Genomic DNA, 18,802 nt, shown 5'->3' with positions numbered 1-18,802 from the left:
ATCCCCTGGGCGTCAGCCGCCCACCACTGGGAATGGCCGATCTGCCGGAACCCGAGGAAGTCTTCAAGGTGCGGCGCCTGGGCCCCCGCCAGATCATCCAGTTCGTCATCGGCCCGAGCCTGATCGCGCTCGGCATCTCCATCGGCAGCGGCGAGTGGCTGCTCGGACCCAGCGCCGTCGGCGAGTTCGGCTTCGTCGGCGTCGGCTGGGTGATCACCATCTCCGCCCTGCTGCAAACGTTCTACAACGTCGAGTGCTCGCGTTACGTGATGGCGACCGGCGAGGTGCCGATCGTCGGTTTCGGCCGGGTGCCGCCCGGCTGGAAACTCTGGGTCCCGTTCTCCCTCATCGCCTTCTACTTCGCCTTCATCTTCGGCGGCTGGGCCGCCGGCGCCGGCCAGGGGCTGTTCGCGCTGATCACCGGGCGGCTGCACGAGGAGGACGAGATCGAGTGGGTGCGGCTGCTCGCGATCGGGCTGCTGCTGGTCGTCTTCGCGATCACCGCGTTGGCCCGCAAGGTGTCCCGCGCGCTGGAGCTGGCGAACTGGGTGATGCTCTCGGTCCTGCTGGGCGTGCTGGTGGTGATCTGCCTGGCGCTGGTGCCGTGGTCGCTGTGGTGGGAGGGCGTGCGCGGGCTGGTCACCCCGGCCGCGCCGCCGCCGGGCATCACCGCCACCCAACTCGGCGGGCTCGCCGGGTTCACCGCGCTCGCCTCCGGGCTGAACTGGTACGCGATGAACCACTACCGCGACAAGGGCTACGGCATGGGCTACCGCGTCGGCTACCTGTCCGGCCTGCGCGGCGAGAAGACCGAGATCCGTTCGGTCGGCGTGACGTTCCCGGACACCGCGGTCAACCGGTCGCGCTGGAAGCGCTGGTACAAGCTGCTGATGATCGACCTGTGGCTGGTGTTCTTCGGCGGCGCCATGATCGGCATGCTGCTGCCGACGATCCTCATGTCCCACGTCGTACAGACCAGCGGCCAGACCCCGACCACGGCCAACGTGCCGACGTTCACCGCCGAGCACCTCGGCGCCCAGTACGGCGTCGGCATGTTCTACCTGATGCTCGTGGTCGGCGTGCTGGTGCTGTTCTCCACCCAGCTGGGGATCTTCGAGGCGCTGGTGCGCAACTTCACCGACTCGATGCACGCGGTCAGCCCCAGGCTGCGCCGGCGCATCGAGGGTGACCCGCGCCGGTTCTACTACCCGTACATGCTGGTGCTGATCGTGGTCATCGGCGCGGCCCTGCACCTGGCCCTGCCCACCGAACTGGTGCAGATCTCGGCGAACATGTCGAACTTCGGCGCGCTGATGTTCCCGTTCGTGTTGATCTACCTGAACTCCAGGCTGCCGCGCCCGGCCCGCCCCCGGCCATGGCACTACGTGATCCTGGTGCTCAACGTGGGCTTCTTCGGGTTCTTCTTCGTGAACTTCGCCTACGAGTTCATCGTCGGCGAGGCGCTGGTCCAGTTCTAGTTCCCGCCACGGCCGCCGGCGGCACTGTCCGGCGGCCGTGGTTACCGGTGGGTTGTGGGACCGCTCGCGATCCTGGTCCTGCGCGAGGTCCAGCGACCGCGCCCGGCCGCCACGGAGTCAGCGTAACGGCGTCGGGTAGGCGACCGGACCGCACCGGCCGGCCCGGTCGACCGCCCGCACGCCGAAGAACACGTTGTCCTTGGACAGGTCAACGGTCACCGTGGTCACGTCGCCGACGTCGGTCACGTCCGTCCACTCCGGTGCGGTGGTCTCCCGGGTGACGACCTCGTAGCCGGCCAGGTCCGGCTCGGATCCCCGCTCCCACACCAGAACCGTGTCGTTGGTCAGGTTGTCGGTGCGCACCCGCACGCCCTTCGGGGTGCCCGGCGCGGTCGCCAGGCTCCACAGCGCGGCGGCGTTCACCTTCGCCACCCTGGCCATGTAGCCGAAGTCGCAGAACTCGATCAGGTCGCCGTACTGCTTGCCGTCCTCGACCCGCACGTCCTGGTGCTGGTGGGCGTAGTCCTCGTTGGGCTCGGTGAACCGCGCGGCCGGGTAACCCTGCTCCAGGAAGCCGATGTGGTCACCGCCGCGCAGGTAGCGGTCGCGGCGGTAGATCACCCGCACGTTCATGCCGGTCGCCCGGTTGTCGGCCACCTCGCGGACGAACCGGGCCAGCTGCCGGGGCGGGGAGTCGTTCTCGCCGCCGACCGAACGGCGGATCGCCGCCTCCGCCGGGGTCTCGGCGGTCGGCACACCCTCGGCGAACAGCCGCACGGTGTACGGGTCGCGGGTGCCGTCGTCGGCGCGGCTGGAGCCGACGATGTCGTTGGTGAACATGGCCTGGACGTCCACCTCGTCCTGCGCGAACACCGACGCCATGTGCCGCGCGCCGTAGAGCCCCTGCTCCTCACCGGCGACGGCGGCGAACACGATCGTCGCCTCGGGCTCGCGGCGGGACAGCACCCTGGCCAGTTCCAGCACGACGGCCACCCCGGAGGCGTCGTCGTTGGCGCCGGGGGCGTCGTCGGTGGCGTTGAGCACGTCGGTGACCCGCGAGTCGTAGTGCCCCGACACGACGTAGACCCGTTGCGGCGACGTGGCTCCGCGCAGGGTGGCGACCACGTTGGTGATCGGGGTGGCGACCGGGATCCGGTCGCCGTCGGGTTCCTGGACGTAGGTCTGGAGCTCGGCGGTCAGCCGGCCGCCGGAGTCGGCGGCGTAGCGGGTGAACTCGGCCAGCAGCCAGTCGCGGGCCGCGCCGATGCCGCGTTCCGGATCGTCCTGTGCGGACAGTGTGTGTCGGGTGCCGAAGGACACCAGGGTGCGCACGGACGCCTCGATGCGCCGCTGGTCGATCTCGCGGAGGATCTGTTCCAGTTCCCGGCTCGGCCGTTGCGCCAGCGGCGGGCGGCCGGGCTCGTGGCCCTGGCCGGCGGCGGTCCCGGCAACCCCGGCCAGGGACACACCGCCGGCCGCCACGGTGGCGGTGAGGAAGGTTCGACGTGAGGGAGTCTGGGTCATCCTTCCTGCCTACACCGGCGTTCCGGCGTGGTACAGACCTTCAGTACCGGACGTTGTCCAGGTACTGGAAGCTGTTGGCCGCGGTGTCCAGCGGGGCCGGCTGGTCGTCCCGCTCCACCAGCCAGTACTTCACTCCGCCGACCTTCGCCTTCTCGAAGATCCGGGGGAAGTCGACCACGCCGTGGCCGACGTCGGCCCAGCCGCCGGACCCGTTGTGGTCCTTGACGTGCAGCACGGGGAAGCGGTTGGGGTGGTCCTCGAACAGCCAGCGGCTGTCGGCGCCGACCCGGTCGGCCCAGCCGATGTCCAGTTCGAAGTCCACACAGCGCGGGTCGGTCTCGTGCAGCAGGATCTCGTAGAGCGAGCGGCCCTCCAGCACGCGGAACTCGGTGTCGTGGTTGTGGTGCAGCACGCCCATGCCGAGTTCGGCGGCGGCCCGGCCGGCCTCGGTGAGCTGCTGGGCGCCCAGCCGCATGCCCTCCACGGTGTACATGCTCGACGGGAACGAGGAGAGCACGAGCCAGCGCACACCGATCGTTTTCGCCTCGGCGAGCTTGTTCTCCCAGTTGCCGACGATGTCGCCGTGGCCGACGTGCAGGATGACCGGCTTGAGCCTGGCCTGGGCGCACAGGTCCCTGATCTCGGCGGCCGGACGCGGGAAGGCGCTGACCCCGACGCACTGGTAGCCGATGTCGCGCAGTGCGGTGAGCGTGCCGAGCGGGTCGGCCGCCAAGATGTCGCGCACGGTGTAGAGGTGCATGCCGATGCCCCGGTCGGGGATGGTTCCCCCTCGGCCCGTGCCCCCGGCTTCGGCCTCGGGGCTCGCGGCGGCCGTCCCGGGGAGGGCGGCGCCGGCGGTCGTCGCGAGTGTCGCGCCGCCGAGCAGTTGCAGGATTCTCCGTCTCGTCTGGCCCATCAGGTGTGCTCCATCGCCTCAGCTGTCGGGACCTTCAACGGTTCGGAAACTACCTGAGAAAGCGCTTTCCTGCTAGTCCCGGCCCTCGACTTGACTCCGGGCGGACCCCTGTGGTTCATTAGTGGAGTAACGAACCAACGAACCGATGGACACCGACATGTTCGACGACCGGAGTCCGATCTACCGGCAGATCGCCGAGCAGATCGAGGCCGACGTGCTGCGCGGCGCACTCGGCGCCGACGACCAGGTCATGTCGACCACCAAGTACGCCGCGTTCCACCGGATCAACCCGGCGACCGTCGCCAAGGCGTTCCAACAGCTCGTCGACGACGGCCTGCTCTACAAACGCCGGGGCGTCGGGATGTTCGTCAGCCCGGACGCGCCGGAGACGCTGCGCGAGCGGCGTCGCAAGACCTTCTTCACCGACGTGGTCGACCCGATGGTCGCCCAGGCCAGGACCCTGCGGATCCCGGCCGGCGAACTCATCGACCGGATCACCGAACTGTCCACAGGGGAGGAACAACCGTGAGTATGGTCGTCGAGGTCGACCAGCTGACCTTGCGGTACCACGACGTCACCGCGCTCGACGAGGTGAGCTGCACGCTCACCGGGGGCAAGATCTACGGCCTGCTCGGCCGCAACGGCTCGGGCAAGACCAGCCTGCTGTCGGTGCTCGCCGGCTACCGCGAACACACCGACGGCCAGGTGCGGATCGGCGGGCTGCCGGTGTTCGACAACGCCGAGGTCACCAGCCGGGTGTGCCTGGTCCGGGGCAGCGGCGACGCCACCCAGAACAGCCTCAAGGTCGCCGACGTACTGGAGTTCGCCGCCATCCTGCGCACCAGCTGGGACAGCGACTACGCCGCCGAACTGGTGGAGCTGTTCTCCCTGCCGCTGAACAAGACCGTCGGGTCACTCTCGCACGGCCGGCGCTCCGCGCTGGGCATCGTCATCGGTCTCGCCTCGCGCACGCCACTGACCATGTTCGACGAGTCCTACCTGGGGTTGGACGCGCCGACCCGGTACAAGTTCTACGACGCGGTCCTGGCCGAGGCGATGGCCCAGCCGCGCACCATCATCCTGTCCACCCACCTCATCGAGGAGGTCAGCGCGCTGTTCGAGGAAGTGCTGATCCTCGACGATGGCAAACTCGTCCTGCACGAGGAGGCCGAGACGTTACGGGCCTCGGGCTGCGCGGTCACCGGCGACGCCGAGGTCGTCGACCGGTTCGTCGACGGCCTGCGTGTCCTGGGCGAGAAACGCCTGGGGCGCACCAAGTCCGCGATGGTCTACGGCGATCTCGATGCCGAGCAGCGGGCCGGCGCCAGTGCCGCCGGGCTCGATCTCGGGCCGTTGGCGTTGCAGGATCTGTTCGTCCACCTCACGGAGCCGGGAGACCCGTCATGACCACCCGCGTCGCGAAGCGCTGGCCGTTGCTGCGGGTGCTGCTCTCCGCCCACCTGACGTTCCTGGCGCTGCTGTGGGCGATGTTCACGCTGCTGGTGCTGGTGGTGACGTCGATTCTGGTGTGGACGAACGCGGACACCGACAACATCATGCATCTGCTGTCGGTACAGGCGCCTCGGTGGCTGCTGTTCGGGTTGGGCCTGGACGCGGTCAGTACCTACCTGCGGATACACCTGTCCCACGGGCGGACCCGGCGGGAGTTCACCGGGCAGGCGTTGGCGCATGCGGGGATCCTGTCGGGGGCGGCGGCGTTCCTGATCACCGCCGGATATGCGATGGAGTTCGGGCTGCGGTCGCTCTACGCCGTTTTCGACTGGCGCTCCCGAGCGCCGGAACTCGACCCGGCCACGTTGCCGCAGGTGTTCGGGACGTTCTGGTTGAGTCTGCTCATGTGGATGGTCGCCGGGTTGGTGATCGGGTTGGGGTTCTTCCGGTCGCCCGCCCACGGGATCTTCAGCATTCCGGTGGGGATCGTGATCGTACTGCCCAGTGTGATCAGCAACCGGAACGCCGGGATGCCGTTCCTTGGTGACTGGGTGGTCGACCTCGACCTCGGGCCCGGGGAGATCCTGGCGATCAGCGCGGTGATCCTGGTGGCGAGCGCCGGGCTGCTGCGGCGCGGTGTCCGTGGGGTGCCGATGAGGACCTCCGCCGAGTAGCGGCCCCGCCGGCCCGTTTGCCTGTCCCGGTCCACGTTCGGGCGGTGGCGTTTTCCCCAAGGGGCAGTGTCGGCTCCGCGATGGGGTTCGCGGGGTGGGGGCGGTGCTCTACTGGGGTGAGTCCATCAGTGGAGGTGGCGGGTGGCGCGCAGGAAACGGGTCGCGGGGCGGCCGGGTGCTGGCGGGGTCCTCGCGGTCGGCGCGGTGCTGGTGGCCGCGTCGACGGTCACGTCATCGGGTGCGTCCTCGGCACCGGATTCCGTTGTGGCGCAACCGGTGCCGGTGGCCGCCGAACCGAGGATCCCGGTCGACACGCGGGGGGCCGGCGGCAACACGCCACCGACCGCCGAGCGGCCGGCCGTGCTGCCGGCCGTGCGGCGGACCGAAGGCCAGATCGTCCAGGCGAGGACCGGCACGGTGGGCATCCCGGCCGCCCTGGCGGCCGCCTACCGGGGAGCCGCCCAGCAGACCACTGTGGATAGTCCGGGCTGTCATCTGGGGATGGAGTTGCTGGCCGCCGTCGGGAAGGTCGAGTCCGGCCACGCCCGGGACGGGGAGGTGTGGGCGGACGGAACCACCCAGCGGCCGATCCTCGGGCCGGTGCTCGACGGCACGGGGCCCTTCGCCCGGATCGCCGACACCGACGGCGGGACACTCGACGGCGATCCCGTGTGGGACCGGGCCGTGGGGCCCATGCAGTTCATCCCCGGCACGTGGGCGCGCTGGCGTGCCGACGGGAACCTCGACGGCCGGGCCGACCCGCACAACGTCCACGACGCGTCGCTGGCGGCGGCCCGCTACCTGTGCGCCGGCGGACGTGACCTGGCGACGCCCGACGGGCTGGACCAGGCCATCCTGTCCTACAACAACTCCGCCAGCTACCTGTCGCTGGTCCGGTCGTGGAAGGCCGCCTACGAGTCCGGCGCGGTCACCGTCGACCTCCCGACGGTGCTCGCCGCGCCCGCGCCGCCGGCGATCAGCCCGGAGCCGCCGGTGACCACGCCGCCCCCGGCGCCGAAACCACCCGCCCCGACACCGCCGGCCACCGAGCCGCCGGTCAGCCAGCCGCCCGCCACCCAACCCCCGGCCCCCGGGCCGCCCGCCACCGAACCGCCGGTCGCCGGGCCGCCCCCGGTCGGGGAGCCGGAGCCCGGTCAGGGGCTGCTGTGCGGGTTGCTCGGTGGGCTCGGCGGCCTGCTGGGGCTCGATCGGCCCTGCTGAGCCGGTCAGTTGCGGTTCTGGGGCGGCGGGCCGACGCCGTCACCGGGGCGGCGGTTCATCTCGCCCTTCTCCACCACCGACGCGGCGGTCGCCGTGTCGCCGTCCACCGTCGCCATGATCATGACGTCGTCGCCCTTGTCCAGGTCGCCGACGAGTTGGGTGTCGTCGTCGATCGTGTAGGTGCGTTCGTAGCCGTCCTCGCTGCGGGCGGTGAGGCTGGTGTCGGTGATCTCGGTGATCTCGCCGTTCTGGAACTCGCCGTGGTCCAGTTCGCTCATCGGGCCGCCGACGACCATCTGCGGGCCGCCGCCCCTGGCCATGCCGTTCTCGTCCGTGGCGGCCGAGCCGGCGACCCAGATGGCGACGCCGCCGGCGGCCGCGATAGCCACCGCGACCACCGCCGTCACGGCGATCCGGCGCGGGGACCAGCGGCGACGCTGCTCGGGCGGCGGCGGAGGCGCACCCCAGGCGGCCTCCTGCGACGGGGTGACGGACTGCTCATCGGTGTTCATGGCACCCAACCTCCGGCACGGACCTGTGCGCGGGCTGTGTGCCGCGTGGGGCCCGGCTGTGACCCGCGTGGCTCTCAGCCAACCCACAGCACCCACACAGGCGCGCCATACCAGCCGGCCCGACGATGAGGGCCATGAAAAGCGAGCTACGGCGCCCGGACGGCCAGCCAGTACGGGTACTCGTCGTCGACGACGAGGCGACGCTGGCCGAGCTCGTGTCGATGGCGCTGCGGCTGGAGGGCTGGGAGGTGCGCAGCGCCCCCGACGGCGCCACCGCCGTGCGCACCGCCCGCGAGTTCCGGCCCGACGCCGTCGTGCTGGACGTCATGCTCCCCGACATCGACGGGCTGGAGGTGCTGCGCCGGCTGCGCGCGGACGCACCCGCGCTGCCCGTGCTGTTCCTCACCGCCCGCGACGCCGTCGAGGACCGCATCGCCGGGCTCACCGCCGGCGGCGACGACTACGTCACCAAACCGTTCAGCCTCGAGGAGGTCACGCTGCGGCTGCGGGCGCTGATGCGGCGCACCGGCATCACCGAGGCCTCCGCCGGCGCCATCCTCACCGTCGGCGACCTCACCCTCGACGAGGACAGCCGCGAGGTCCACCGCGCCGGCGAACCCATCGAACTGACCGCGACCGAGTTCGAACTGCTGCGGTTCCTGATGCGCAACCCCCGGCGCGTGCTGAGCAAGGCACAGATCCTCGACCGGGTGTGGAACTACGACTTCGGCGGCCAGGCCAACATCGTCGAGCTGTACATCTCCTACCTGCGCAAGAAGATCGATGCCGGACGGCCGCCGATGATCCACACGATGCGGGGCGCCGGCTATGTCCTCAAAGCAGCGCGCTGAGCCGCGGCGCGGCATGGAGTCCTGGCCGCTGCGCCGGCGACTGATCGCCGAACAGATCATTCTGCTGGCGATGGTCTGCGTTCTCATCGTGACCGTCACCCTGCTCGCGCTGCACGCCTTCCTGGTCAACCAGCTCGACGGCCGGCTCGCCGAAGCGCGCCTGCGCGCCGAGCGCTCGGTGACCGCGATGCGCGGCCTGCCACCGCCGCGCGAGCAACGCGAACTGCTCGGCGCGCAGAGCCCGGGGACCGTGACCGCCATGTTCACCCCCGAGGGCCGCATCCGGATCGCGAACACCCAGACGATCTCCGGCGACCTCCAACCCCTGTCCGCCGCCCAGACCGCCACTCTCGCCGCCATCCCCGTCGACGGCCAGCCCCGCGACCGCCAACTCGGCACGTTGGGCCGGTATCGGCTGGTGTCGGTGGCCGCGCGCGACGACAGCATCGTGGTCACCGGGCTGCCACAGTCCGAACTGGAGGACACGATGGTCTCCGCCGGACTGATCCTCGGCGGCATCTCGCTGATCGGCCTGCTGGCCGCCGCCGGCGCCGGCGCCGTGATCGTGCGCCGCACCCTGCAACCACTGCAGGACGTGGCCCGCACCGCCACCCGCGTCGCCGAACTGCCGTTGGACCGGGGCGAGGTGGCCATCGCCGAACGGGTCCGGCACGCCGACCCGAACACCGAGATCGGCCGGGTCGGGCTGGCGCTCAACCGGATGCTCGGCCACGTCGACAACGCCCTCACCGCCCGGCACGAGAGCGAGACCCGGGTCCGGCAGTTCGTCGCCGACGCCAGCCACGAGCTGCGCACCCCACTGGCGGCCGTGCGTGGCTACGCCGAACTGGTGCGCCGGGGCGGTGAGGCGTCACCGGAGATCGCGCACGCGATCGGCCGGGTCGAGGCGCAGGCAGCGCGGATGACGACCCTGGTCGAGGACCTGCTGTTGTTGGCGCGCCTGGATTCTGGCCGGCCGCTGGAGAACTCCACGGTGGACCTGTCGCGGCTGGTGCTGGACGCGGTGAGCGACACCCGGGTCGCCGGTCCGGAACACCACTGGCGGTTGGCGCTGCCGGCGAATCCGGTGACGGTGACCGGGGACACGGCACGGTTGCACCAGGTGCTGGCGAACCTGCTGTCCAACGCCCGGACCCACACCCCGCCGGGGACGACCGTCACCACCGGACTGTCGCTGTCGGACGGTGAGGTGGCGTTGACGGTCACCGACGACGGGCCGGGAATCCCGGAAGGACTGCTGCCGGAGGTGTTCGAACGGTTCGCCAGAGGGGATTCCTCCCGGTCCCGGGCCGCTGGCAGCACCGGACTGGGGTTGGCGATCGTCTCGGCCGTGGTCAGCGCGCACGGCGGCGAGGTCGACGTGACCAGCGAACCAGGCCGGACCGAGTTCACGGTCTGGCTACCGCACAGGTAGACGCCGTAAGTGTTTCCGCCGTCGCCGGTGCCTCCGGCTCCGGTCGTGGCCATGGGCCACAGTCACAGGTTCCGCACAGCTGGCACACACGAGCCGCCAAGCCACGACCACGAGCGTGGGGGTATGACGCTCACGTTGCCCGGCGCAGGCCGGGAGCCCATCGTGCCCGCTGGGGAGTCACCGGTTCTGGAGGTCGTGGTACCGGTGCACAACGAAGAACGTGACCTCGACCGGTGTGTCAGCCGGTTGCACGAATCGCTCACCTCCTGGTTCCCGTACCGTTTCCGGATCACCGTTGCCGACAACGCGAGTACAGATGCGACACTGGTGGTCGCCCGCCGGTTGGCCTCGCTGCTGCCCGAGGTCGAGGTGGTGCACCTGGTGGAGAAGGGACGTGGCCGCGCCCTGCACCGGGTGTGGTCGAACTCCGACGCCGCCGTACTCGTCTACATGGACGTCGACCTGTCCACCGATCTCGCGGCGTTGGCGCCGCTGATCGCGCCGCTGCTGTCCGGACACTCCGATGTGGCCATCGGCAGCCGGTTGGCGCGGGGCGCACGGGTGGTGCGCGGGGCGAAGCGGGAACTGATCTCGCGTGGCTACAACCTGCTGTTGCACAGCACCCTGGCCACCCGCTTCTCCGACGCGCAGTGTGGTTTCAAGGCCATCCGTGCGGATGTGGCCCAGCAGCTGCTGCCGCACGTCACCGACACCGGCTGGTTCTTCGACACCGAGTTGCTGGTGCTGGCCGAGCGTTCGGGGCTGCGGATCCACGAGGTTCCCGTCGACTGGGTCGACGACCCGGACAGTTCCGTCGACGTGGTGGCCACCGCGTTGGCCGACCTGCGTGGCATAGCCAGGTTGACCAGGGACCTCGCCACCGGGCGGGTTCCGGTGGCGGCGCTGCGTGCCCAGGTGGGCCGGGCCGCGGACTCACCGACGAGCCTGGTGCGCCAACTGGTGCGGTTCGCCGTTGTCGGGGTGGCCAGCACCCTGGCCTACCTGCTGCTGTTCACCGCGTTGCGTGGCGGGTTGGGCGCCCAGGGCGCCAACCTGGTCGCCCTGGCCACGACGGCCGTGGCGAACACCGCCGCCAACCGGCGGTTCACGTTCGGGGTGCGTGGGTGGGCCGGCGCCGGCCGCCACCAGTTCGAAGGGCTGCTGGTGTTCGTGCTGGGACTGGGTCTCACCAGTGGGTCGCTGGCCGTGTTGCACGGCTTCACCTCCGCCGGCCGGGGTGTGGAGTTGGTGGTGCTGGTCGCCGCGAACATCGCCGCCACCGTCCTGCGTTTCCTGCTCCTGCGCGGCTGGGTCTTCCACCCGAGGCGCACCGACCGACGGATCGAGACCCGATGACCGCGACCCTCGCCCGCACCGCGACGCCCGTCGCCGGGTCGGTGCCCACGCACCGCCGCTGGCCGGTGTGGCTGCTGCTGACCGGGACCGCCGCCCTGTACCTGTGGAACCTGTCGGTGTCGGGCTGGGCGAACAGCTACTACGCCGCCGCCACCCAGGCCGCGTCCCAGAGCTGGCAGGCGTGGCTGTTCGGCTCCCTGGACGCCGGCAACGCCATCACCGTCGACAAGCCGCCGGCGTCGCTGTGGCTCTCGGGCCTGTTCGCCAGACTGTTCGGCTTCTCCAGCTGGACGGTGCTGCTCCCCCAGGCCCTCGCCGGCATCGCCACCGTCGGACTGCTGTACCTGACGGTGAAACGCGTCTCAGGCCCGGTCGCTGCCTTGTTGGCCGGCACCGCCCTGGCCCTCACCCCGGTGGCGACGCTGATGTTCCGCTACAACCTGCCGGACGCCGCGCTCACCCTGCTGCTGGTGGCCGCCGCCTACGCCGTCACCCGGGCGGTCGAGCACGCGTCGTGGCGCTGGCTGGCGCTGGCCGGCGCCCTGGTGGGCCTGGCGTTCCTGACGAAGATGCTCCAGGCGTTCCTGGTCCTCCCGGCCTTCGCCCTCGCCTACCTGACCGCCGCACCGGTCTCGCTGGCCCGCCGCCTCGGGCATCTGGCCACCGCCGCCGGGGCCACCGTCGTCTCGGCCGGCTGGTATGTCGCGCTGGTCGAGCTGTGGCCTTCGGACAGCCGCCCGTACATCTCCGGTTCGACCACCGACAGCCTCTGGGAACTCACCCTCGGCTACAACGGTCTCGGTCGGATCTTCGGCGGCGGAGGCGGCGGCGCTGGCGGCGCCGGCGGCGCTGGCGCCGGCGGTGGTGGCGGCCCCCTCAGCAACAACCTCAGCTTCGGCGGCGAGGCGGGCCTGGGCCGGATGTTCGGCCCGGCCTTCGGCACCGAGATCTCGTGGCTGCTCCCCGCCGCGCTCATCGCCCTGCTGGCCGGTCTGTGGTTCACCCGCCACGCCCCCCGCACCGACCGCACCCGCGCCAGCCTGCTGCTGTGGGGCGGCTGGCTGCTGGTGGCCGCGCTGGTCTTCAGCCTGATGACCGGCATCATCCACCCGTACTACTCCGTGGCACTGGCCCCGGCGGTGGCCGCCCTGTGCGGCACCGGCGCCGTGGCCCTGTGGCGTGGACGCACCCACCGCCCGGCGGCGCTGACGCTGTCCGCGATGGTCGTCACCACCGCCGTCTGGACCTTCATCCTCCTGACCCGGTTCGACGACTGGCTGCCCTGGCTCCGCTGGACGATCCTGGCCGGCGGCATCGCGGTGGCCACCGCCCTGGCGGTGGGCGTGACCACCAGGTGGGTCGCCGTCGCGGCCACGATCGTCACCCTGACCGGCACCGGGCTGTTCGCCGTCGCGACCACCACCGAGGCGCACCACGGCTCCATCCCCTTCTCCGGCCCGAACACCGGGGAAACCATCCCGACCGTCGACGACGAGACAGCCGCCCTGCTCCGCGACACCACCACGACGTGGGCGGCGGCCACCGTCAACGGCACCGAAGCGGCCGACCTCTCCCTGGCCAGCGGTAGACCGGTCCTGGCGGTCGGCGGCTGGAACGGCTCCGACCCGTCCCCGACCCTGGAGGAGTTCCAGCGCTACGTGGAAACCGGCCGGATCAGCTACTACGTCGACGGCATGCGCAGCGGGGAGATCGCGACCTGGGTGGCGGACAACTTCCCCGGTACCCAGGTGAACAACCACACCGTCTACGACCTCCGCTGACTACCAGGCCCCCCGGTGATCGGGAATGGTGAAGATCAGTGGCACGGAGGCCAACAGCAACGCCGCCAACACGACGAAGGCATGTGCCTGGGTCATCGCCGGGTTGGCGCTGTTGGCCAACACGGCCGTGGTGACCGACACGGCGATGATCGCCCCGCTCTGCCGGAACATCCCCCGCAGTCCCGCGAGCGACGACAACTGATCCGGGGCCAACGACAGGCCGGCGTTGTTGGAGGCCGGCACCGACAACCCCATTCCCAGCCCGGTCAACCCGGCGGACACGGCCAGCCACATGTACCCCGAAACCCCGGCCGGCGGCATCGCCATCGCCACCAGCCCGACCACCATCAACGTCAACCCCACGGCCATCGGCAAGCGGTGCCCGGCCCGCCGCAGCGCCAGCACCGCCAGTGCCGCGACACAGATCATCCCGGCGCCCCTGGCCGTCAGCAGTGTGCCGGCCGCCAACGGATCCAGGTGGAACCGCTGCTCGGCGTAGAGCGGCACCAGCGCCCCGAACCCGATGGCCGCCCCACCGAACAACAGGTTCAGCACGTTCATCACCGCGAACGACCGCCCCCGCAGGAACCGGATCGGGATGAACGGCGCCCGGTGGCGCATCGTGTGCCGCACGAACACCACCGCCGACAGCACGGCCACGACCTCCGGCACGACGAACCAGGGACTGCCCAGCCCCAGGTCCAGGTTGGTCAGCCCGTACATCGTGGAGAGCATCAGCACGGCCAGCAGCCCCAGCCCGCCGAAGTCGATCCGTCCGGCCTCCCGCCGGGGCGACTCCGCGATCAGCTTGGCGGCCAGCACGAACAGGATCACCCCGATGGGCACGTTGACCAGGAAGATCGCCCGCCAGCCCAGCCACGTCACCAGCACCCCGCCCAGGATCGGGCCGACGATCGTCCCGATGGGAAAGATGCTGGTGAACATGCCGACGGCCCGGTCGCGGTGCCGGCCGAAGTGGTCGGCGACGATCCCGGTCGCCGACGGCAGGAACGCGCCGCCGCCCAGTGCCTGCAGCGCGCGCAGCACCACCAGCAGGTAGATGTTGTTGGCGAACCCGCAGGCCAGCGAGGCCAGGGTGAACACCGTGATGCCGACCAGGAACACCCGTTTGCGCCCGAAGTGGTCGCCGAGCTTGCCGGCCATCGGCATGGCGATGATCTGGCCGAGTGAGTAGACGGTGATCGTCCAGCCGCTCCAGGTCAGCTCGGCGGACAGGTCGGTCTGGATCGCGTTGAGCGCGGTGGCGACGATGGTCTGGTCCATCGACGCCATGAACAGGGCGATCGCGACCACGGCGAACACCACGTGACGCCTCGGTAGCGGATCGCCACCGTCGGCCTGGTCGGAGGCGGTGCTCGGCGTCTCTCCTACGCTTCGCATCCGCATGCAACGACAATAAGTTGCTTGCCGACAAGCAAGCAATCGGTGTGTGACCGATCCGACGGGAGGCAGTGGTGGATGCCGAAGCAGTGACCCGGCTCCGACGGGCCATCGGCCGCCTCGCGCGGCTGTTCAACGCGTCCTCGGCCAGCGAGGACCTCACCCCCACCCAGGCCTCGGTCCTGGGCCTGGTCGCCCACCGCGGCCCGATCGGCCTGGCCGAACTCACCGACATCGAGGGGCTCAACCCCACGATGCTCTCCCGCGTCGTGTCCAAGCTCGACAGCGGCGGCCTGCTGCGCCGACTGCCCGACCCCGCCGACCAGCGCGCCGCCCGGCTGGAGGCGACCGACGCCGGCCGGCAGGCCCACGAACGCATCATCCAGGCACGCACCGAGACCGTCGTCAAGATCCTCGAAGGACTCCCACCCGAGGTCGGCGACGCCCTGCGCGACGCCCTGCCGGCCCTGGAAGCGCTGGCAGAGGGGCTGCGCGGCCAACGACACTGACAAGGCGCACCCCACCTGGGAACTCGACCCGCCCTTGAGTTTCCCTGGAGTCCCGCGAGTGAGCCTCGGACCATGCCCAACCCCGAGGATGCACCGTGACCGCCGCCGCCAACGCGGCCAGGACCACCACCACGGCCGGACAGGTCGAGTGGGTGAGCTGCCGCCAGTGCCGTTCCCTGGTCTACGACAAGCGGTTGAGCAGAAGCCTGCGGGTGTGCCCCGACTGCGGCCACCACGGCCGGGTCGACGCCCACCAGCGCATCACCCACCTGCTCGACCCCGGCACCGTCACGATCCTGGACCTGCCAGCGCACTCCGCCGACCCGCTGGAGTTCACCGACTCCAAGCCCTACCCCCAGCGCCTGGCCGACTCCCGCCGGCGCACCGGCCTGGACGAGGCCGTCGTCTGCGCCAGCGGCAGCATCGAGGGCCACCCGCTGGTGGTGGCCGTCATGGACTTCGACTTCCTCGGCGGCAGCCTCGGCGGCACCGTCGGTGAGCTGATCACCCAGGCCGGCGAGACCGCGCTGGAACGACACGTCCCGCTGCTGATCGTCACCGCCTCCGGCGGGGCCAGGATGCAGGAGGGCGCGGTCGCCCTGATGCAGATGGCCAAGACCAGCGCCATGCTCGGCCAACTCGACGAGGCCGGCCTGCTGACCATCACCCTGGTCACCGACCCGACCTTCGGCGGCGTGGCCGCGTCCTTCGCCACCCTCACCGACGTGATCATCGCCGAGCCGGGCGCGCGGCTCGGGTTCGCCGGCCGGCGGGTCATCGAGCAGACCATCAAGCAGACCCTGCCCCCGGACTTCCAGACCGCGGAGTTCCTGCTGGCCAACGGGTTGATCGACCTGATCCGCCCGCGCCAGGAACTGCGCGCCACCCTGGCCAGGCTGCTGGCCATCGGCTCCCCGACGTCCGGGCCGGTCACCGTCGACGAGCCGGCGCCGCCGCCGGCGCGACCGGACGAGCCGGCCGGCGACCGCGACCCGTGGCAGGTCGTGCAGGCCGCCCGCGACCTCAACCGGCCCACCACCGCCGACTACCTCGGCCTGCTGCTCGACGACTTCGAGGAACTGCGCGGCGACCGGCTCGGCGCGCAGGACCCGGCGATCATCGGCGGCCTCGGGCGGCTGGCCGGCGTGCCGGTCGTGGTGCTCGGCCACCAGAAGGGCCACACCGCCGCCGAACTCGCCGCCCACAACTTCGGCATGCCGACCCCCGCCGGCTACCGCAAGTCCGCCCGGCTGATGCGCCTGGCCGACAAGCTCGGCCTGCCGGTCGTGTCGCTGATCGACACCCCCGGCGCGTACCCGGGCAAGGAGGCCGAGCAGCACGGCCAGGCCATCGCGATCGCCGAGAACATCCGGCTGATGGCCGGGCTGGGCGTGCCGGTGATCAGCGTGGTCACCGGCGAGGGCGGCAGCGGCGGCGCACTCGCCCTCGGCGTCGGCAACCACGTACTGATCTGCGCGAACGCCGTGTACTCGGTGATCAGCCCGGAGGGCTGCGCGGCGATCCTGTGGAACGACCCGGCCGCCGCGCCACGGGCCGCCAAGGCCCTGCGGCTGACCGCGCCCGAACTGCGTGCGCTGGGCATCGTCGACCGGATCGTGCCCGAGCCGCCCGGCGGCACCCAGGCCGACCACGTCGCCGCCGGCCACCACCTGCGCACCGAGCTGCTGGCGAGCCTGCGCGCGCTGCTGCCGCTCACCCGGGCCGAGCTGATCGCCGGGCGCCGGGCCAGGTTCCGCGCCTTCGGCGCACCGCACCACACCGGAAGGTAGGACGATGACCCACCGACTTCCCCGCGCCGTCACGTCGGAGAACACCACCGAGAACGCGGCCGGGCAGACGGTCGACGAGGTGCTCGCCGCCGTGCGCGGCGCCGCCGCCGAACTGCTCGCCAGCTCACCCCAGCCGCCGAGCACGCTCAACGTGCGCGTGGGTGACGTCGCCGTCGAGATGGCCTGGCAGGCACCGGCCGCCGCCTCCGAGGGCACCGTCGTGCCCCTGGTGGCGGCGCCACCGCCCACCCCGACCCAGCCCGCCGGCCCCACGCTCAACGCCGCCACCGTCGGCACGTTCTACCGGTCACCCGCGCCCGGCGCGCCGCCGTTCGTGGCCGAGGGCGACGAGGTCTCCCCCGGCCAGCAGGTCGCGATCATCGAGGCGATGAAGCTGATGCTGCCGGTGGAGGCCGAACGCGGCGGACGCGTCGCGGAGGTCCTGGTCGCCGACGGTGAGGGCGTCGAGTACGGCCAGCCGCTGTTCCGCCTCGCCAGCGACGCGGCCACCGACGAATCCGAGCTCGCAGCCTGAAGGGTGCCCGATGTTCGACAAGATCCTGATCGCCAACCGGGGTGAGATCGCGGTGCGCGTGCTGCGGGCCTGCCGCGAACTCGGCGTCCGCACGGTCGCCGTCCACTCCACCGAGGACACCGAGTCGGCGGTCGTGCGCCTGGCCGACGAGTCCGTGCGGATCGGCCCCGCTCCGCCCCGGCAGAGCTACCTCAACGCCGCCGCGGTCATCGAGGCCGCCCGGATCACCGGCGCCGACGCCATCCACCCCGGCTACGGCTTCCTGTCCGAGGACGCCGACTTCGCCGAGGTCTGCCACGCCGAGGGGATCACCTTCATCGGCCCGCCGCCGCCGGTCATGGCCCGGCTCGGGGACAAGACCTCGGCCCGCGCGGCGATGACCGAGGCCGGGCTGCCGCTGCTGCCCGGCAGTGTCGAGCCGCTGGCCGACGCCGAGTCGGCCAAGCGCCTGGCCGACGGGATCGGCTACCCGGTGATCATCAAGGCGGCCGCCGGCGGCGGCGGTCGCGGAATGTCCATCGTGGACGACGCGGCCGAGTTCACCAGGGCCTACCAGACGACCAGGGCCACCGCGCTCCAGCTGTTCGGCGACGCCAGGGTCTACGTCGAGCGGTACCTGCCCTCGGCGCGGCACGTGGAGATCCAGGTGCTCGCCGACACCCACGGCAACGCCATCCACCTGGGCGAACGGGACTGCTCGGTGCAGCGCCGGCACCAGAAACTGGTCGAGGAGACCCCCGCGCCCGGCCTGCCGGCCGAACTGACCGAGCGGATGGGCGCGGCGGCCGTGCGCGGCGCGCTGGCCACCGGCTACGTCGGCGCCGGCACGTTCGAATTCCTGGTGGACACGGAGAACGACTTCTACTTCATGGAGGTCAACTGCCGGATCCAGGTCGAGCACCCGGTGACCGAGATGGTGACCGGTGTGGACCTGATCGCCGAGCAGCTGCGGGTGGCCGCCGGCGAGCGGCTGCGCCTGCGCCAGCAGGACGTGGTCGGTCGCGGCGCGGCCATCGAGTGCCGGGTCAACGTCGAGGACCCGGCCAGGAACTTCGCGCCGGCGCCGGGCACGCTGACCGAGTTCACCCCGCCCGGCGGCCCGTTCGTGCGGGTCGACACCCACGGCTACACCGGCTACAGGGTCCCGGCGAACTACGACTCGCTGCTGGCGAAGGTGATCACCTGGGCGCCGGACCGGGCGGGCGCGATCGCCAGGATGCGCCGGGCGCTGGCCGAGTTCGCCGTCGCCGGGCCCGGGGTGCACACCACCCGGGAATTCCTCGACCGCGTCCTCGCGCACCCGGACTTCGCCGAGGGCAAACACGACACGTCGTTGGTTGCCCGCCTGTTGGAAGGCCACTGACCTT

The 18,802-nt window shown here is 71.3% G+C and carries 17 protein-coding genes; 13 read left to right on the top strand and 4 right to left on the bottom strand.

Translation table 11 applies throughout. The features are described from left to right. Positions 1-32 precede the first annotated feature (32 nt). Positions 33-1,478 carry an Nramp family divalent metal transporter gene (locus tag BLA60_RS10615; protein ID WP_245811929.1) on the top strand — a complete coding sequence of 482 codons (1,446 nt, stop codon included), beginning with the start codon at positions 33-35 and terminating at the stop codon, positions 1,476-1,478. A 117-nt stretch (positions 1,479-1,595) separates the two neighbouring features. Here BLA60_RS10615 and BLA60_RS10610 read toward each other — a convergent pair whose 3' ends face one another. Next, positions 1,596-3,002 (bottom strand): M28 family metallopeptidase, encoded by a 1,407-nt coding sequence (locus BLA60_RS10610; protein WP_075132658.1) that lies wholly within the window; start codon positions 3,000-3,002, stop codon positions 1,596-1,598. A gap of 40 nt (positions 3,003-3,042) precedes the next feature. Continuing rightward, positions 3,043-3,918, bottom strand: a complete 876-nt coding sequence (locus tag BLA60_RS10605) for a sugar phosphate isomerase/epimerase family protein (RefSeq protein WP_075132657.1) — start codon at positions 3,916-3,918, stop codon at positions 3,043-3,045. 145 nt (positions 3,919-4,063) lie between these two features. Here BLA60_RS10605 and BLA60_RS10600 point away from each other — a divergent pair, with 145 nt between their 5' ends. From BLA60_RS10600 to BLA60_RS10585, 4 genes are all read left to right on the top strand, one after another. Continuing rightward, positions 4,064-4,447 (top strand): GntR family transcriptional regulator, encoded by a 384-nt coding sequence (locus BLA60_RS10600; RefSeq protein WP_245811928.1) that lies wholly within the window; start codon positions 4,064-4,066, stop codon positions 4,445-4,447. Between the two features lie 2 nt (positions 4,448-4,449). Next, positions 4,450-5,325 (top strand): ATP-binding cassette domain-containing protein, encoded by an 876-nt coding sequence (locus tag BLA60_RS10595; RefSeq protein WP_075132656.1) that lies wholly within the window; start codon positions 4,450-4,452, stop codon positions 5,323-5,325. Then, the gene (locus tag BLA60_RS10590) at positions 5,322-6,044 is read left to right on the top strand and encodes a hypothetical protein (RefSeq protein WP_075132655.1); all 723 of its coding nucleotides are present in this window, start codon (positions 5,322-5,324) and stop codon (positions 6,042-6,044) included. Before BLA60_RS10595 ends, BLA60_RS10590 begins: the two co-directional genes overlap by 4 nt. 141 nt (positions 6,045-6,185) lie before the next feature. Continuing rightward, the gene (locus BLA60_RS10585) at positions 6,186-7,265 is read left to right on the top strand and encodes a lytic transglycosylase domain-containing protein (RefSeq protein WP_154814267.1); all 1,080 of its coding nucleotides are present in this window, start codon (positions 6,186-6,188) and stop codon (positions 7,263-7,265) included. Positions 7,266-7,270: 5 nt separating this feature from the next. On the opposite strand, the gene BLA60_RS10580 is transcribed toward BLA60_RS10585, so the two are convergent. After that, positions 7,271-7,777, bottom strand: coding sequence for a hypothetical protein (locus tag BLA60_RS10580; RefSeq protein WP_075132653.1), 507 nt, complete (start codon positions 7,775-7,777; stop codon positions 7,271-7,273). Positions 7,778-7,911: 134 nt separating this feature from the next. Between BLA60_RS10580 and BLA60_RS10575 the strand changes: the two genes are divergently transcribed. The 4 genes from BLA60_RS10575 to BLA60_RS10560 all read left to right on the top strand — a co-directional run bounded on the left by BLA60_RS10575 (position 7,912) and on the right by BLA60_RS10560 (position 13,200). Continuing rightward, positions 7,912-8,628: a response regulator transcription factor gene (locus BLA60_RS10575; RefSeq protein ID WP_211288681.1), complete on the top strand. Its 717-nt coding sequence runs from the start codon at positions 7,912-7,914 to the stop codon at positions 8,626-8,628. Further along, positions 8,606-10,063, top strand: a complete 1,458-nt coding sequence (locus BLA60_RS10570; protein WP_075132651.1) for a sensor histidine kinase — start codon at positions 8,606-8,608, stop codon at positions 10,061-10,063. Before BLA60_RS10575 ends, BLA60_RS10570 begins: the two co-directional genes overlap by 23 nt. Positions 10,064-10,186: 123 nt before the next feature. Beyond that, the gene (locus tag BLA60_RS10565; RefSeq protein WP_075132650.1) at positions 10,187-11,419 is read left to right on the top strand and encodes a bifunctional glycosyltransferase family 2/GtrA family protein; all 1,233 of its coding nucleotides are present in this window, start codon (positions 10,187-10,189) and stop codon (positions 11,417-11,419) included. Continuing rightward, positions 11,416-13,200: a glycosyltransferase family 39 protein gene (locus BLA60_RS10560; RefSeq protein WP_075132649.1), complete on the top strand. Its 1,785-nt coding sequence runs from the start codon at positions 11,416-11,418 to the stop codon at positions 13,198-13,200. Before BLA60_RS10565 ends, BLA60_RS10560 begins: the two co-directional genes overlap by 4 nt. On the opposite strand, the gene BLA60_RS10555 is transcribed toward BLA60_RS10560, so the two are convergent. Continuing rightward, positions 13,201-14,607 (bottom strand): MFS transporter, encoded by a 1,407-nt coding sequence (locus BLA60_RS10555; RefSeq protein WP_211288680.1) that lies wholly within the window; start codon positions 14,605-14,607, stop codon positions 13,201-13,203. Between the two features lie 68 nt (positions 14,608-14,675). On the opposite strand from BLA60_RS10555, the gene BLA60_RS10550 reads away from it, so the two are divergent. The 4 genes from BLA60_RS10550 (at position 14,676) to accC (ending at position 18,798) form a co-directional block, all read left to right on the top strand. Continuing rightward, positions 14,676-15,110: a MarR family winged helix-turn-helix transcriptional regulator gene (locus BLA60_RS10550; RefSeq protein ID WP_211288679.1), complete on the top strand. Its 435-nt coding sequence runs from the start codon at positions 14,676-14,678 to the stop codon at positions 15,108-15,110. Between the two features lie 95 nt (positions 15,111-15,205). After that, a complete protein-coding gene (gene accD, locus BLA60_RS10545; RefSeq protein WP_075132646.1) occupies positions 15,206-16,900 on the top strand; it encodes an acetyl-CoA carboxylase, carboxyltransferase subunit beta in 1,695 nt (564 codons plus the stop codon). A 4-nt stretch (positions 16,901-16,904) separates the two neighbouring features. Then, positions 16,905-17,435 (top strand): acetyl-CoA carboxylase biotin carboxyl carrier protein, encoded by a 531-nt coding sequence (locus tag BLA60_RS10540; protein WP_075132645.1) that lies wholly within the window; start codon positions 16,905-16,907, stop codon positions 17,433-17,435. A 10-nt stretch (positions 17,436-17,445) separates the two neighbouring features. Next, entirely contained in the window at positions 17,446-18,798 is a 1,353-nt protein-coding gene (gene accC / locus BLA60_RS10535; protein WP_075132644.1) for an acetyl-CoA carboxylase biotin carboxylase subunit, read from the top strand. Positions 18,799-18,802 lie beyond the last annotated feature (4 nt).

The organism is Actinophytocola xinjiangensis, assembly GCF_001921215.1.
Classification (GTDB): Bacteria; Actinomycetota; Actinomycetes; order Mycobacteriales; family Pseudonocardiaceae; genus Actinophytocola; species Actinophytocola xinjiangensis.
Note: the sequence above shows the minus strand (reverse complement) of the source record. Positions and strands in the feature narration are given on the sequence as shown.

Coding starts and splice junctions, on each gene's coding strand:
- BLA60_RS10615 (WP_245811929.1), top strand. CDS start 33: ATGGCCGATCTGCCGGAACCCGAGGAAGTCTTCAAGGTGCGGCGCCTG.
- BLA60_RS10610 (WP_075132658.1), bottom strand. CDS start 3,002: ATGACCCAGACTCCCTCACGTCGAACCTTCCTCACCGCCACCGTGGCG.
- BLA60_RS10605 (WP_075132657.1), bottom strand. CDS start 3,918: ATGGGCCAGACGAGACGGAGAATCCTGCAACTGCTCGGCGGCGCGACA.
- BLA60_RS10600 (WP_245811928.1), top strand. CDS start 4,064: ATGGACACCGACATGTTCGACGACCGGAGTCCGATCTACCGGCAGATC.
- BLA60_RS10595 (WP_075132656.1), top strand. CDS start 4,450: ATGGTCGTCGAGGTCGACCAGCTGACCTTGCGGTACCACGACGTCACC.
- BLA60_RS10590 (WP_075132655.1), top strand. CDS start 5,322: ATGACCACCCGCGTCGCGAAGCGCTGGCCGTTGCTGCGGGTGCTGCTC.
- BLA60_RS10580 (WP_075132653.1), bottom strand. CDS start 7,777: ATGAACACCGATGAGCAGTCCGTCACCCCGTCGCAGGAGGCCGCCTGG.
- BLA60_RS10575 (WP_211288681.1), top strand. CDS start 7,912: ATGAAAAGCGAGCTACGGCGCCCGGACGGCCAGCCAGTACGGGTACTC.
- BLA60_RS10570 (WP_075132651.1), top strand. CDS start 8,606: ATGTCCTCAAAGCAGCGCGCTGAGCCGCGGCGCGGCATGGAGTCCTGG.
- BLA60_RS10565 (WP_075132650.1), top strand. CDS start 10,187: ATGACGCTCACGTTGCCCGGCGCAGGCCGGGAGCCCATCGTGCCCGCT.
- BLA60_RS10560 (WP_075132649.1), top strand. CDS start 11,416: ATGACCGCGACCCTCGCCCGCACCGCGACGCCCGTCGCCGGGTCGGTG.
- BLA60_RS10555 (WP_211288680.1), bottom strand. CDS start 14,607: ATGCGGATGCGAAGCGTAGGAGAGACGCCGAGCACCGCCTCCGACCAG.
- BLA60_RS10540 (WP_075132645.1), top strand. CDS start 16,905: ATGACCCACCGACTTCCCCGCGCCGTCACGTCGGAGAACACCACCGAG.
- accC (WP_075132644.1), top strand. CDS start 17,446: ATGTTCGACAAGATCCTGATCGCCAACCGGGGTGAGATCGCGGTGCGC.